The organism is Desulfuribacillus stibiiarsenatis, assembly GCF_001742305.1.
In the GTDB taxonomy this organism is placed as follows: domain Bacteria; phylum Bacillota; class Bacilli; order Desulfuribacillales; family Desulfuribacillaceae; genus Desulfuribacillus_A; species Desulfuribacillus_A stibiiarsenatis.
The window spans coordinates 1-14723 of record NZ_MJAT01000039.1; the positions used below are offsets into that span (position 1 = coordinate 1).

Genomic DNA, 14723 nt, shown 5'->3' on the forward strand with positions numbered 1-14723 from the left:
GATGACGAGGTAGATAGGTCTGGAGTGTAAGCATAGTGATATGTTAAGCGGACAGATACTAATCGGTCGAGGGCTTAACCAAAAGGGTTAACCCAAAAACGCACACAGAGTAAGACAAAAAATGTTTCGATGTCGATAGTAGGTTTTAGCGTGTAGTTGAATGTCTGGTGGCGATAGCGGAGGGGACACACCCGTTCCCATACCGAACACGATCGTTAAGCCCTCCAGCGCCAATGGTACTTAGGACGTCGGTCCTTGGGAGAGTAGGACGTTGCCAGGCAATCATATGAAAAGCACTTATGGTAAGGATAAAACCTTCTATAAGTGTTTTTTTGCATTCTCTGCTATTCACTATAAGATTGTAAAAACAAGTAAAAGACTTTTTAGAAATAGTTTAAAATTATAGAAATTTATCAATTAATACCATTATTGACAAATTTGCATATTTACTTTATATTATAAAGTAAATATGCGGAGTGGTGCAAATTGAAAAATATCTTATTAGATGCAGCTTTAAATGATATACGTACTATTAGAGACTCTATTGGAGATTCGAAAAGTGCTTCAAGTCAAATATACAAATTTATGCTATATCTAGGCATTATTAATTTAATTTACTTTACTATTATAACGGTTGGGGCAATTACATTAGATTTGTACACGTACCAAATAGCTTCAAACACTAGTAAGTTACTAACTACATTTTTATATGTTGCTGTATTTATTTATTTTATGAAAATATACAAAAAGGAAAGATCAGGATCTAACAAGTACTATTTTAGTTTTCTTTGCGTATTTGCAGGTGTTACATTTTTATTGCCTATAATGATGTTACTGATAAGAATTATGCTCTATTATATGCCGTTTTCCAACGAAAAGATTGTAGAATCTATAGTTTATTTACAAAACATAAGTATGCTGTCAAATATACTTCTTTTCTGTACTTTTATTATTATATGTGCTGTTATACTGAGAAAAATTATTATGTCATCTATCTCAGCAATTATTATATTTGTATATTTAGTATTATCAGGAGTCTATAATGACATAGAGTTTATGATTAGCTATTCTAGATTACCTACATCCATTTCATTGGTGTCTTTGTACTATCATATAGTTATCTCATTTGGCTTCATAATATTGGCAATTATTTTGAGGAATGGTTGTGGAGCAGGTTGTTCAAATGGAAATCAATAATATTCCTGAAGCATTTACGCTACCGTTAAGGTTAAGTTTAATAAGTTGTTTAGTTAGAGGACAAAAGACATTCAATGAAATAAAGCTCATCACGAAAGCTACTGATGGAAATATAAGTGTACAATTATCAAAACTGCAGAAATGGGGATATGTAGAATCAGAAAAAAAGATTATTGATAAAAAAATGCAAACCGTATATTCTCTTACATCATTTGGCAGGGATGAATTAGAGGAATATGTTGTATTGCTGGAGACTATTATTCGTGATTCTTCATTAACTGTTGATTGATAATTTACTAAAGAGGTTGGATAAATGAAGAATTTAATTTAAATTTAGGGTTTTCATATGTAGATGAATCTAAAATGACATTAGAGGAATATGAAAGAGTAGTACGAAAATTAGCGGTACAGCAAAGAAATTTGTTAGATTATATTGCTATGCGTGAAAACCAAAGTGTAACTGATAAAAAATTCAGAATCAATGGATATTGGTGTTTATTCCACTGTCACCAAAACTAGGACGCAAGATGAATGGGGAAATCCACAGTATTTTTCTATTACAACTATATTTGATGTTAGTGGTACCACTATATCAAATATGAGAAATTCAAGTTTTAATCTTAAATATTTAGCGTATGCTACAAATAAATATGTCAGTAATTTAACTGGACCAACATATAATGTTATAGATAACGGTAGAACAGGAACGGTAAGATATGTTGGGAAACTCCATTTTATTGGGGATCCGTTTGGTATTTCGAATGTAACTTTCTATACTGAATTTTACTATAATAGCTAAAAGAAAATAATATTATTATAAAAGTGAAGATATTGCTTACCAAGCAATATCTTCACTTTTTTGTAAACAAGTATCATTTGTTAGTCCATATTCGGTAGACGACTACTAGGCTTGTTATAATACTAATCTATAACTAATCATGTGAGCTGGAGCGTTGTTTAGAGCTAGGGGATATACCTGAAAGTTGAAACAGAATGATAAGACCTTTGAGAGAATAATTTATCAAAAGTCTTTTTGCTACTCTAATGTACTGTACACGCCTAGCTTCCTAGCTGTTTTAAAGAGTGAGAGTTATTTAATAAACACAAACAACTCATCAAACAACTGATTCAAAATTAAATTCGGATACCTTCTCATTGAAATATTCAAATAATCGTTAATGATAAACATATCACTTGTTGAGGATGAGAGTAAAATCTCCCCCCAGCACTCGGATTCATAACGACAGAGCATCCCTAATATAAACATGAGTATAAAATGAACGCTAATCTCAGGAAGATTAATATCTTTATGTATCTTTGATCGGAAGAAGATTCTTCGATTTACATCCTCTATAACGTATTCATTATTAAAGCCCAAGGGCCATCGAGAACGAGAAAGACCATTTTTATTTTCCCAAATTGCTTCTGGAAGGCCTATGTATTCCGCATCAATATAATGTAATATATCTCTACTTATATGGATAGGTGTTTGTGTAGGATTCGCGTATAGATCCGGCGGTGCCGTATGGAAGGGCCGACCCTCAACGGATAAAAGCTACCCTGGGGATAACAGGCTTATCTCCCCCAAGAGTCCACATCGAAGGGAGGTTTGGCACATCGATGTCGGCTCATCGCATCCTGGGCTGAAGTAGGTCCCAAGGGTTGGGCTGTTCGCCCATAAAGCGGTACGCGAGCTGGGTTCAGAACGTCGTGAGACAGTTCGGTCCCTATCTGTCGTGGGCGTAGGAAATTTGAGAGGAGCTGTCCTTAGTACGAGAGGACCGGGATGGACAAACCGCTGGTGTACCAGTTGTTCCGCCAGGAGCATAGCTGGGTAGCCAAGTTTGGAAGGGATAAGCGCTGAAAGCATCTAAGCGCAAAGCCCCCCTCAAGATAAGATTTCCCATAGCATAAGCTAGTAAGACCCGTGTAAGCATAGTGATATGTTAAGCGGACAGATACTAATCCCATACCGAACACGATCGTTAAGCCCTCCAGCGCCAATGGTACTTAGGACGTAGGTCCTTGGGAGAGTAGGACGTTGCCAGGCAATGAATGAAGACCTTTGAGAGAGTTATCTTTCAAAGGTCTTTTTATTGTATCTAATATTACTTTTATTCTACTGCTTTTCTATATTTCTCACTTTTTTTATATATGTGTTTGCAACTTTTTTCAGGAAAATAGTGTATGTTTATTATAGAACTCTTTGTTCGAACCTTTATATACAACTTTAAGATTTTTATATAAATGATTATGGGATATGGCTTTTTTGTAGAAGGAGGTAAGAATGGATGGATATATCGCTATCATTGATTAAGGAATGTAAGGCCCACAATGCACAAGCCTTTGATCAATTGTTACATAGATATGAATCCCAATTGTATCGGCTTTGTTATGGATACACTCGAGACCGTGAAGAAACTTTAGATATTCTTCAAGAAGTATATATTAAAATCTTTCGCTCCATCCATACCTTTAATGAGGATATGCCATTCTACCCTTGGGTCAAAAGAATTGCTATAAATACCTGTATAAATTACTATCGCTCACGTAATAAATATCAGGAGGTATCTCTTGATGCGAAAATAGATGAACAACAGGAATTCATTAACAAAATTATAGATACCACTAATATTGAGGAAACTGCGTGTGCCAATGATACACAGGAGATTATTAGCAGAAGTATTAAGAGTTTGCCAGAAGCTTATAGAATTCCAATTGTCTTACGATATACGGAGGATATGAGCTACGAGCAAATTGCGAAGGCATTAAATCAACCGTTGGGTACGGTAAAAAGTAATATTTCAAGAGGTAGAAGCTTGTTAAGAAAGTTTTTAGATGAACATAAGCTGTTGGAGGTGTAAATATGGATTATTACTGTATTGGAGTTCAAGAACAACTCAGCGCATATATAGACAAAAAGGTTAGCAATATTGAAAAAACTTTAATTAATAATCATCTGAAAACCTGCCCAGATTGCCGATATGTTCTTAACCAACTAAAGCTGGTCGATTGGAATTTGCGCAATGAAGATGAGATAGAAATCCCTGCAATAGAGTTAGAAATGCTTAGAAAGTCTACCATTGATGCTGAGATGAGTACTCCCGAAAAAAATAGCATTACCAAGACGAATACAAATCAATCAAATCGTACAACACACACGTTCAATGGTAATAAAAATAAGAATAAGAAACAAAATACTATGCAAAAAACTACATTCGCTACAGTATACGAAATTCAACAACGAAACATAAGAAAAGCTACTATGTTCACTGAATTTATACCTGGACTGAACAAGAGCGGACAACTCGTCCAATATACAGGGAAAAAAATAAAGGATTCAATCTTCTCGAGAATATCGAAAAGTATAGGGGGTTAGGAACTTGAGTTTATTCCTTGACCTTATTCTTATTGCAACATCAATTATAATTCTACTATTAATCCTAATAATCGTTTTACCGTTTCACTACCAGGTAAAATATAATAATCATGAAAAATACCTATTAGAACTACAAGTGTCACTGGCAACTATTCTAGGTATGACATTTAAAGCTGGATCTTTACAAAAAAAGAAATTGACCCTATGGATTGGAGCACTCAATAAAGATATTCATATAAATGAAAATAAAAAAATCGAAGAGGAAGAAGAAACGAAAAACAATAAGCAAATAGATAGAAAAAAAGTTGAGGAAAAGGAAGAGGAACTAGAGAATTTAAAAACTGTAAGATCAAGCCAGAAGGCTAATGGACGCTTTTTATTAAAATATATACGATTCCAGAATGTTAAAGATGTATATAGGCTTCTAGCTGATTTGATAAACATGATAAGTCCAAAGAAGTTTAAAATAATAGCAACGATTGGTTTTTATGAGCCCCATTATACGGCATGGCTACTAGGGGCCGTTGAAGTCTTTAGAGGTTTGAAGCCAAATTATAGTATATCGATTATCCCGGCGTGGGAGGAAGAGATTGTAGACGTTGACATCAAGGTATCAGGGAAAGTCATCCTGTTAGTCATATTGTTACGGGTATTGAAATTCATATTTGCTAAGTCGACAAGGAGAATTTGGATTAGTTGGATTCGTTACAAGATAAATCCGAAAAAATTCGCAATGTAATTTGCAACCCTATGCGTTCGTTTGGTGTATTAATGGATTAGATGCAATAAACAATCACTATTAAATAAAAGGAGATGGATTATATGGTAAAGGACATTATGGATTCAGTATTAGAGCGATTGGAGAAATTCTTACAAACAAAAACAGTAATTGGGGAAGCGATTCAAATAGGGAATGTTACTTTGATTCCAGTGCTAAGCGTGTCCTTTGGGTTAGGCGGAGGCGGAGGAGAAGGAGAACACAAGGGGTCAGACAATGGATCAGGTGCAGGTGCAGGTGCAGGTGCGAGAATTTCACCAAAGGCTCTAGTAGTTGTGAAGGATGATGAAGTATCAATTCTACCAATAAGTGAACGAGGATCCCTAGAAAAAATTGTTTCGATGGTACCAGATATTGTAGATAAGATTAAAGTTAATTGCTGTGAAGGTTCCGAAAAAAAAGAATAGTTATATCGAGTTGCACACTCCAATCTAGCGAGTGTGCAACTTGTTTTATACTATCAGAATTTATAAATTTAGTGTTGATAGTATAACGGCAACTAAGGCATTCACCAGCGTCTTAAGGACTTGGTGTATGCCAAGTTTTGTTTATAGATGCCTATTTAACAAAAACAAATAATTCATCAAATAATTGATTTAAGATTAAATTTGGATATTTACGCATCGAGATATTTAAGTAATCATTTATAATAAACATATCACTTGTCGAGGATGAGAGTACAATCTCCCCCCAGCGCTCGGATTCATAACGACAGAGCATCCCCAATATAAACATGAGTATAAAGTGAACACTAATTTCAGGAAGATTAATATCTTTATGTATCTTTGATCGGAAGAAGATTCTTCGATTTACATCCTCAATAAAGTATTCATTATTGAAGCCTAAAGGCTCATCGAGAACATGAAGGGCATTTTTATTTTCCCATATCAACTTTAGATATGAATTATTAGGATTTATATCTTCAGGGAGTGTAAATAGCCCGTTTGAATCCTTGTTCTTTTTATTTAAAGCTTCTGGAAGGCCTTCGTACTCTGCATCAATATAATGTAATATATCTCTACTTATATAGATTGGCGTTTGTGTAGGATTGGCATATAGTTGTGTAATATTCACAGGAATTACTTTGCTTTTTCGGTTTAATCGTTCAAAACTATCACGGATTTCAGGAACTAAAGAGAACATTTCATGGACATAGAATTTATGGTTTGACGACATCAATGGTCCGCCAATTAGTTCATTTAATAGGATGAACAAGCCTTCTCTTTGTATTTTTATCTCATCCTCTAAGAAGTGATAATGGCTTTTTTTGATTTTCCTAGTTGTTATACCGTGCCGTAATACACTTGTGCACTTAGGGTAATGTGGGTCGTTGATATTGATCAGTGCTTTTGATAAACTGGTCATTCCATAATACAAGAGTAACGGTTTGACTAAATTATTGCTGTTCTCAGCTGCTCGATAATATGCCCTTGCCTGCTTGATGTAATAAATAATCTTAGGTGTATTTTGAGATGCTAAGGAATGAGCAGTATCGGAATCTAAATAGGAATATTTGTCGCTTAGAAAGCGTTTCACAGTATCTTCGCTTTCAAAGTACATATAGTAATCCCACATTTTCTTATATGGTTCTTCTGTTAAAATGCGGTTAATCGTTTTCATTGGCATCGACCTCTCATGTCATGGAAACTCGTAATGAATTTAGTTTGGTTTTATCGTCAGAAAATATTCGATAAGTTGAAGTAATCCTTGACACTAAAACAACCACTTTGTTAGACTAGCAATAATATATAAGCCCGGGGCTATGGCTTAGATAAAAAAATAAGGAGTGTTTTATTTTGGACGATAAATTTGCCAAAGAAGGCTTAACATTTGATGATGTATTATTAATTCCTGCTAAATCAGAGATTTTACCACGGGATGTATCGGTAACTACAAACTTAACGAAAAAAATCAAATTAAATATTCCTCTAATGAGCGCAGGTATGGATACTGTAACGACTTCGAAACTTGCGATTGCCATTGCAAGAGAAGGTGGAATCGGAATCGTTCATAAGAATATGAGTGTTGAGCAACAGGCAGAAGAAGTCGATCGCGTGAAACGCTCGGAAAGCGGTATTATTACCAATCCTATCTACCTGCAAAGACATAACTTTGTTTATGAAGCAGAAGAGTTGATGTCGAAATATAGAATCTCCGGGATTCCAATTGTTGATGATGAGGTTAAACTAGTCGGGATTATTACGAACCGTGATTTACGTTTTGTGAAGAATTACAATCGACCTATTGATGAAGTAATGACAAAGGAAGTACTAGTCACTGCTCCAGTAGGAACGACGTTAGGACAAGCTCAAGACATATTACAAGAGCATAAGATTGAGAAACTTCCTCTTGTAGATGAGAACAATAAACTGAAAGGCTTAATTACAATTAAAGATATAGAAAAAGCAAGACAGTATCCGCATGCAGCGAAAGATGAGTCAGGACGATTGTTAGTAGGCGCTGCCGTTGGCGTTAGTAAGGACTTAGAAGAGCGAGTTGAGGCTTTAGTGAAAGCCCATGTTGATTGCATTGTCATCGATACTGCCCATGGACACTCCCGTGGTGTTATTGAAACGGTAAGCCGCATTCGTGGCATGTATCCAGACTTAAACATTATTGCAGGTAACGTCGCAACTGGTGCAGCAACAAGAGAGCTTATCGTGGCTGGTGCTGATGCGATAAAAGTAGGAATTGGTCCTGGATCAATCTGTACAACTCGTGTTATTGCAGGAATTGGCGTTCCGCAAATTACAGCAGTATATGATTGTGCAAAGGTAGCGAAGGAGTATGGAGTACCAATTATCGCTGATGGTGGTATTAAATACTCAGGAGATATTACGAAAGCTATCGCTGCAGGTGCGAATGTTGTAATGATGGGTAGCTTGTTCGCAGGTACAGATGAAAGCCCTGGAGAAACAATTATTTATCAGGGAAGAAGCTATAAAGTATATCGCGGTATGGGCTCTATTGGGGCAATGAAGGAAGGAAGCAAGGATCGTTACTTCCAAGAAAATGAACAAAAGCTTGTTCCAGAAGGTATCGAAGGCCGTGTTCCTTATAAAGGACCTTTGGCAGATACAATTTATCAGTTAGTTGGAGGACTTCGTGCAGGAATGGGCTATTGTGGTACACCAACGATTGAGAAGTTACACACTGATGGGAAATTCATTCGCATTACAAACGCTGGATTAATAGAAAGCCATCCGCACGATATTCATATTACTAAAGAAGCGCCTAACTACAGTGTATAAAAGTTGACCTAAAGAAAAGCAGCTAACGTCATAAGTCGTTAGCTGCTTTATTACATAATCAGAATTTATAAAAATTCTGATTATAAGTAATGGCAAATAAGGCATTCACCTGCGTCTTAAGGACTTGGTGTATGCCAAGTTTTGTTTATATAGAACCTTATATAATTCAGTTAGTTATTTCACTAATACCTTTTGAATACGACGATTTCGTACTTCTTCTATATGCATTGTAAAATGCTCATACTGTATAGTTTCACCTTTTTTCGGAAGATAGCCCATCAGCTCAGAAATCCATCCGCTTATGGTATTCGATGATGTTTCAGGTAAGTCAATGTGAAACAATCGACTAAAGTCTTCTATAGATAATCTTCCATCTAGAAGGTATGTACCTTCTTCAATGGCTTCGATAAACATTTCATTTTCATCATGTTCGTCCCAAATCTCACCAACAATTTCTTCAATAATATCCTCTATGGATACAATCCCAGCAGTACCACCATATTCATCTAACACAATAGCAAGATGAACCTTATTGAGTTGGAACTCCTTTAACAAGTAAGAAATTTTCGCTGATGCAATCACGAAATAGGGTTTGCGAACACATTCTAATAAGTCAAAATTGGGATCTTGTACGTAATGAGCAAAGAAATCACGATAAGATAAAATGCCAATAATGTTATCTATTGAATCTTCATACACAGGTAGGCGTGAATATTTTTCACGAATAAAAACATCCTTTACTTCTTCTATCGTTGTTATTGATTGAACAGCAACAACATCAGGACGAGGAGTCAAAATTTCTTTTACCACTATATCATCAAATTCAATTGCGTTATGCAGTAATTCCTTTTCTTTTGCTAAAAAAGTACCTTCTTCTTCGCAGATATCTACGAGCGCCTTTACTTCTTCCACGGTTACCGTTGGCTCGTCATTTTTACCAACCATATTGCTTACAAAGGTTTTCAACTTAACAAAAATCCACGTAAGCGGTGAGAAAATTTTTGATATGATAGATAAAGATAATGATATCGTGTATAAGAATTTTTCTGGTGACTGTTTTGCCAAAGATTTTGGTAATATTTCGCCAAAAATAAGTACCACAATGGTTGTAATTAGAGTCGTTACAACTAACGTAGATGCTTGTCCTCCATATAAATCAGTTGCTAATTTTGTAGCAATAGAAGCCATTGCTATATTGACGATGTTATTGCCAATAAGAATTGTAGAAAGGCTTTTGTCAAAATTCTCTGTAAGAATTAAGGAATGTTGTGCCTTTTTACTTGTTTCTGCCTGATTTCGAAGTCGTATTTTATTAGCACTTGTAATAGCGGTTTCCGAAGCAGAGAAATAGCTTGAGAAAAACAATAAAGCTGCTAATAAGATAATCGAATCATAGGGTATACTGTCCAAATTAAAACCACTCCCAAATTGAATATACTTATAATATAACGAAAAAAATGAATTTAATCAATTTGAATACAAAGAGGATTAATACAACTACTATTAGACTGCAATAAATAGTCTAAAATGGTCCTTCACTCATAGGTACGACTATGATATTCTATAAGACAAGTGTTCAAATGGACAGGCACTTATCTTCAAAAATTTTAGGGGGAATAACCATGAAAAGAATCATCCACATCCTTTTGATTGTTGTACTATTTACTATGAATCTTCCAACTACATCTGTCTTAGGCTCACAAACCTCAGAGACAACAGAATCAACGCCAGAGAGTGAAGCCAATGGAAATACGACGCAGCAACCGACGCAAGAAGTGGATGCTTTGAATCTTCAGGTTCGTTCCGCCGTATTAATGGATGTCGATACTGGACAAGTTCTGTACTCGAAAAATGACCAAATCTCCCTCCCACCAGCAAGTGTAACGAAAGTTATGACGATGCTAGTCATTATGGAAGCAATTGAGAAGGGTATCGTATCTTGGGATGACATGGTTACTACGAGTGAAAAGGCTCATAGCATGACAGGGTCTCAGGTATTCTTGGCAATTGGAGAGAAGGCGACTCTAAAGCAAATGTTTGAGGCAATTGCTGTATACTCTGCCAACGACGCTGCTGTTGCATTAGCGGAGCATGTGGCAGGATCTGAGGACTTATTTGTGAATTTAATGAATGAAAAGGCACAGGAACTAGGCCTTCGCAACACGAGATATCTAAATGCGACAGGTTTTCCATATACGGATCGTTTCCCTAACTTTAATGAACCAAGTGGGCATACTATGTCTGCCATGGACATTGCTGTTATATCAAGAGAGCTAGTAAGTAAGTATCCAGATGTGTTGGAACACACGAGGAAGACGTTTGCAACGTTCCAAAACGGTGTGAATATGCCAACACGTAATAATATTATGTTGCGAAATGATTGGATTGATGGACTGAAAACCGGCTTTACTGATCAGGCGCAATATTGCTTATCAGCAACCGGGGAAAAGAATGGCTTTCGTCTAGTGAGTGTTATCTTAGGTGCTGCGAATGACCGTGCACGCCAGGATGAAACGCTTAAGCTATTGAACTTCGGATTTAACAATTATGAGCGTCAGACAATGATTCGTGGCAAGGAAGAAGTAAAGGTTGTTAAAGTTGACAAAGGGAAAGAGCGTGAAGTGGCACTACTCGCTGCCCAAAATTTAAATATTGTCGTCGATAAAGAAGGAAAGCATACGTATAATCAAGTGATTGAGATTAACGAGAGCATCGTAGCACCAATTCTAGCGAACACAGTTCTTGGAAGAGTGTATTATGAACGTGATGGTGTGATGATTGGCGAACCTGTTAGTCTAGTAGCGAAAGAAGATGTCGAAAAAGCTGGATTCCTGCGATTATTAGGTCGAGGAATAAAGGATACATTTGTTGGAATTTTTGAGGGGATTGCGGATAAAATTCTAGGCATTTTCTCTAAGGAATAAGCGATTCTTCACATATTTCTTTGATTCAAAAATTCGAATAGTTTGTGGCATTCCCGACTAATTTGGTTGTATTTTTGTGTATTATCATGTAGAATAATGAATTAGTGACAATGTAGCTAAATATAGCAATTCATTAACAAATATATGTGATGCGCTTAGGATAATTCATAGGGGGTTTATGTAATAATGGTACAAATAGGAACAACTACAGTAAAACGCGGTATGGCGGAAATGCAAAAAGGCGGCGTCATCATGGACGTTGTAAACGCTGAGCAAGCAAGAATCGCAGAAGCTGCTGGTGCAGTTGCTGTTATGGCATTAGAGAGAGTACCGTCGGATATCCGTGCACAAGGTGGAGTCGCTAGAATGGCTGACCCTACAATCACGGAAGAAGTTATGAAAGCAGTTACTATCCCAGTTATGGCAAAAGCACGTATTGGCCATATTGTGGAAGCTCGTGTATTAGAAGCTATGGGTGTAGACTACATCGATGAGAGTGAAGTATTAACTCCTGCTGATGAAGTGTATCACATTGATAAGAACAAGTTCACTGTACCTTTCGTATGTGGTGCTCGTGATTTAGGGGAAGCGCTTCGTCGCATTGGTGAAGGCGCATCGATGATCCGTACAAAGGGTGAGCCAGGAACTGGTAATATCGTAGAAGCTGTTCGTCATATGCGTACTATGCAAAGCCAAATCCGCCAAGTGAAGAACATGGCAGAGGACGAGCTTATGGCATTCGCGAAGAACATTGGAGCTCCTTTCGAGTTAATCCAGTTTATTTTCAAAAATGGTAAGTTACCAGTTGTTAACTTTGCTGCTGGTGGTGTAGCAACACCTGCGGATGCTGCTCTTATGATGCAATTAGGAGCTGACGGCGTATTCGTTGGATCTGGAATTTTCAAATCGGACAACCCAGAGAAGTTTGCTCGTGCGATTGTTGAAGCAACGACTCACTTCGAAGACTACAAGTTGATTGGTGAATTATCTAAGAACCTTGGAACTGCCATGAAGGGCATCGATATCTCTACTTTAAAAGAAGAAGAGAAAATGGCGAATCGCGGCTGGTAATACAATAATCAGGAGTGACATATATAATGAAGACAATCGGTGTATTAGCTCTACAAGGAGCTGTACGCGAGCATATGAATATGATCGAAAAGGCTGGCGCTAAAGCTGTAGCAGTTAAGAAACTAGAGCAGCTGGAAGAGATAGACGGCCTGATATTACCTGGTGGGGAATCTACGACCATCGGTAAACTCATGAAAAAGTATGGGTTCGATGAGGGGATTCGTAAATTTGCTGAAGCAAAGCCAGTCATGGGTACTTGTGCAGGAATGATTGTCTTAGCAAAGGAAATTGTAGGACAAGAAGAAGCGCATTTAGGGTTATTAGATATATCGGTGGAGCGTAATGCCTTTGGTCGCCAAGTCGACAGCTTTGAACAAAAGCTGAATATTCCTGGTGTTGGGGAAGACTATTGTTCCGTTTTTATTCGCGCACCATTGGTTGCCGAAGTAAAAAGTGACAATGTTCAAATCTTAGCCCAGCATGACCAACGGACAGTGATTGTTCGTCAAGGGAACATTTTGGGGATGTCGTTTCACCCAGAGCTTACAGATGACGAGCGTGTCCATCGCTATTTTATAGAGATGGTAGAAGGTAAGCATTAAGTTTCTAACGTTTAAGATTATGATTCACATAAGGGATAAGGCAGAGTTTTGATACTCTGCTTTATTTTTGTTTTAGAAAGAGGTAAAATGTAGAAGAATAATAGCAACAAAGGAGATGAAGATACTTGCTTGATCCAAAACTAATTAGAGCTAACTTGGAAGATGTGAAGAAAGCCTTATCGAAACGTGGGGAAGATATTAAGGACTTAGATATATTTATAGAGCTTGATCAACAACGACGTGATTTATTAGTGCAGGTAGAGGCATTGAAGAACCGTCGAAATGTAGTTTCGGAAGATGTAGCTGTTAAGAAGAAGAATAAGGAAGATGCAGAAGATCTGATTTTACAAATGCGGGAAGTATCCCAGCAGGTAAAAGACCTCGATGATAAGGTCCGTGAAATTGACGAGAAGCTAGAGGATGTATTACTTGGCATTCCTAATATACCACACGAGTCAGTACCTGTTGGCGAGACAGAGGATGATAATGTGGTAGAACGTCTTGTCGGAGATATTCCGAACTTCGATTTTGAAGCAAAAGCTCATTGGGACCTTGGGACAAGCCTAGGAATTCTTGATTTCGAAACGGCTGGTAAAGTAACTGGCGCGCGATTTGTTTTTTATAAGGGGTTAGGTGCGCGTTTAGAAAGAGCACTTTTTAACTTTATGTTAGATTTACATACGATGGAGCATGGTTATGAAGAAGTATTACCGCCATACATTGTCAATCGCGCAAGTATGACGGGTACAGGGCAGTTGCCGAAGTTTGAAGAAGATGCTTTTAAAATTGCTGATAGTGACTACTTCTTAATCCCGACGGCAGAAGTACCAGTAACGAACATGCATCGTGATGAGATCCTAACAAATGATCAATTGCCGATTAAGTATGCTGCGTTCAGTGCATGCTTCCGTCGCGAAGCAGGCTCTGCTGGTAGAGATACAAGAGGTCTAATTCGTCAGCACCAGTTTAATAAGGTAGAGCTTGTAAAGTTCGTTCGCCCGGAAGACTCCCATGAAGAACTGGAGACTTTAGTGAAGGACGCAGAGAAGGTTTTACAATTATTGAAGTTACCATATCGTGTGATGCGTATGTGTACGGCGGACTTAGGCTTTACGGCTGCGAAAAAGTTTGATATTGAAGTATGGATGCCTAGCTATGCGACATATCGTGAGATATCCTCTTGTAGTAACTTTGAAGATTTCCAAGCACGACGTGCGAAAATTCGTTTCCGCCGTGACGAGAAGGGTAAGCCGGAATTCGTGCATACATTAAACGGCTCAGGACTGGCTATAGGGCGTACGGTTTCTGCTTTGCTTGAAAATTATCAGCAGGCAGATGGCAGTGTGATTATACCAGAAGTGCTCCGTCCGTATATGGGTGGGGTAGAAAAAATTAGTCCAAAAGCATAAAAATTATTTTCTAAAATATTTTCATGTGAAATATATTGACATTAGCGGTAAGGTTAAATATAATGTGATTAAATAAGTTTAGTAATACTTAATATTTGGCAAGGAAAACCAT

General features: G+C 37.2%; 14 protein-coding genes, 1 rRNA gene and 1 other annotated feature. Of the genes, 12 read left to right on the top strand and 3 right to left on the bottom strand.

Annotated features, from left to right (window positions below):
* Nucleotides 1-163: 163 nt before the first annotated feature.
* The 3 genes from rrf to BHU72_RS15955 all read left to right on the top strand — a co-directional run bounded on the left by rrf (nt 164) and on the right by BHU72_RS15955 (nt 1996).
* Nucleotides 164-280, top strand: a 5S ribosomal RNA gene (gene rrf, locus BHU72_RS13915).
* 885 nt (nt 281-1165) lie between these two features.
* Nucleotides 1166-1486 (top strand): transcriptional regulator, encoded by a 321-nt coding sequence (locus tag BHU72_RS13925; RefSeq protein WP_218076152.1) that lies wholly within the window; start codon nt 1166-1168, stop codon nt 1484-1486.
* Between the two features lie 192 nt (nt 1487-1678).
* Entirely contained in the window at nt 1679-1996 is a 318-nt protein-coding gene (locus tag BHU72_RS15955; protein ID WP_176720500.1) for a hypothetical protein, read from the top strand.
* A gap of 291 nt (nt 1997-2287) precedes the next feature.
* On the opposite strand, the gene BHU72_RS16655 is transcribed toward BHU72_RS15955, so the two are convergent.
* Nucleotides 2288-2680 (bottom strand): YaaC family protein, encoded by a 393-nt coding sequence (locus tag BHU72_RS16655; RefSeq protein ID WP_083248511.1) that lies wholly within the window; start codon nt 2678-2680, stop codon nt 2288-2290.
* Nucleotides 2463-3247 (top strand) — a sequence feature (most likely nonfunctional fraction of RNA operon). It overlaps the preceding gene by 218 nt.
* 241 nt (nt 3248-3488) lie before the next feature.
* Here BHU72_RS16655 and BHU72_RS13930 point away from each other — a divergent pair.
* The 4 genes from BHU72_RS13930 (at nt 3489) to BHU72_RS13945 (ending at nt 5761) form a co-directional block, all read left to right on the top strand.
* Nucleotides 3489-4061 (top strand): RNA polymerase sigma factor, encoded by a 573-nt coding sequence (locus BHU72_RS13930; RefSeq protein WP_069703238.1) that lies wholly within the window; start codon nt 3489-3491, stop codon nt 4059-4061.
* 2 nt (nt 4062-4063) lie between these two features.
* Complete coding sequence (locus tag BHU72_RS13935) at nt 4064-4576, top strand: zf-HC2 domain-containing protein (RefSeq protein WP_069703239.1); 513 nt, start codon at nt 4064-4066, stop codon at nt 4574-4576.
* Nucleotides 4577-4580: 4 nt separating this feature from the next.
* Nucleotides 4581-5315, top strand: a complete 735-nt coding sequence (locus tag BHU72_RS13940) for a hypothetical protein (protein ID WP_069703240.1) — start codon at nt 4581-4583, stop codon at nt 5313-5315.
* An 83-nt stretch (nt 5316-5398) separates the two neighbouring features.
* A complete protein-coding gene (locus tag BHU72_RS13945; protein ID WP_218076153.1) occupies nt 5399-5761 on the top strand; it encodes a GerW family sporulation protein in 363 nt (120 codons plus the stop codon).
* Between the two features lie 151 nt (nt 5762-5912).
* Here the strand turns inward: BHU72_RS13945 and BHU72_RS13950 are convergent, their stop codons facing one another.
* A complete protein-coding gene (locus BHU72_RS13950) occupies nt 5913-6974 on the bottom strand; it encodes a YaaC family protein (RefSeq protein ID WP_069703242.1) in 1062 nt (353 codons plus the stop codon).
* A 173-nt stretch (nt 6975-7147) separates the two neighbouring features.
* Between BHU72_RS13950 and guaB the strand changes: the two genes are divergently transcribed.
* Nucleotides 7148-8605 (top strand): IMP dehydrogenase, encoded by a 1458-nt coding sequence (guaB, locus tag BHU72_RS13955; RefSeq protein WP_069703243.1) that lies wholly within the window; start codon nt 7148-7150, stop codon nt 8603-8605.
* A gap of 174 nt (nt 8606-8779) precedes the next feature.
* Here the strand turns inward: guaB and BHU72_RS13960 are convergent, their stop codons facing one another.
* Nucleotides 8780-10015 carry a hemolysin family protein gene (locus BHU72_RS13960; RefSeq protein ID WP_069703244.1) on the bottom strand — a complete coding sequence of 412 codons (1236 nt, stop codon included), beginning with the start codon at nt 10013-10015 and terminating at the stop codon, nt 8780-8782.
* A gap of 212 nt (nt 10016-10227) precedes the next feature.
* On the opposite strand from BHU72_RS13960, the gene BHU72_RS13965 reads away from it, so the two are divergent.
* From BHU72_RS13965 to serS, 4 genes are all read left to right on the top strand, one after another.
* On the top strand, nt 10228-11529 hold the full coding sequence (locus BHU72_RS13965) for a D-alanyl-D-alanine carboxypeptidase family protein (protein ID WP_069703245.1): 1302 nt from the start codon (nt 10228-10230) through the stop codon (nt 11527-11529).
* Between the two features lie 186 nt (nt 11530-11715).
* Complete coding sequence (gene pdxS / locus BHU72_RS13970) at nt 11716-12600, top strand: pyridoxal 5'-phosphate synthase lyase subunit PdxS (protein ID WP_069703246.1); 885 nt, start codon at nt 11716-11718, stop codon at nt 12598-12600.
* A 26-nt stretch (nt 12601-12626) separates the two neighbouring features.
* On the top strand, nt 12627-13202 hold the full coding sequence (gene pdxT, locus BHU72_RS13975) for a pyridoxal 5'-phosphate synthase glutaminase subunit PdxT (RefSeq protein WP_069703247.1): 576 nt from the start codon (nt 12627-12629) through the stop codon (nt 13200-13202).
* 125 nt (nt 13203-13327) lie between these two features.
* Nucleotides 13328-14611, top strand: a complete 1284-nt coding sequence (gene serS, locus BHU72_RS13980; RefSeq protein ID WP_069703248.1) for a serine--tRNA ligase — start codon at nt 13328-13330, stop codon at nt 14609-14611.
* The last annotated feature ends 112 nt before the right edge of the window (nt 14612-14723 follow it).

Coding starts and splice junctions, on each gene's coding strand:
- pdxS (WP_069703246.1), top strand. CDS start 11,716: ATGGTACAAATAGGAACAACTACAGTAAAACGCGGTATGGCGGAAATG.
- BHU72_RS13930 (WP_069703238.1), top strand. CDS start 3,489: ATGGATATATCGCTATCATTGATTAAGGAATGTAAGGCCCACAATGCA.
- BHU72_RS13950 (WP_069703242.1), bottom strand. CDS start 6,974: ATGAAAACGATTAACCGCATTTTAACAGAAGAACCATATAAGAAAATG.
- BHU72_RS15955 (WP_176720500.1), top strand. CDS start 1,679: ATGGATATTGGTGTTTATTCCACTGTCACCAAAACTAGGACGCAAGAT.
- BHU72_RS13965 (WP_069703245.1), top strand. CDS start 10,228: ATGAAAAGAATCATCCACATCCTTTTGATTGTTGTACTATTTACTATG.
- pdxT (WP_069703247.1), top strand. CDS start 12,627: ATGAAGACAATCGGTGTATTAGCTCTACAAGGAGCTGTACGCGAGCAT.
- BHU72_RS13945 (WP_218076153.1), top strand. CDS start 5,399: ATGGTAAAGGACATTATGGATTCAGTATTAGAGCGATTGGAGAAATTC.
- BHU72_RS13935 (WP_069703239.1), top strand. CDS start 4,064: ATGGATTATTACTGTATTGGAGTTCAAGAACAACTCAGCGCATATATA.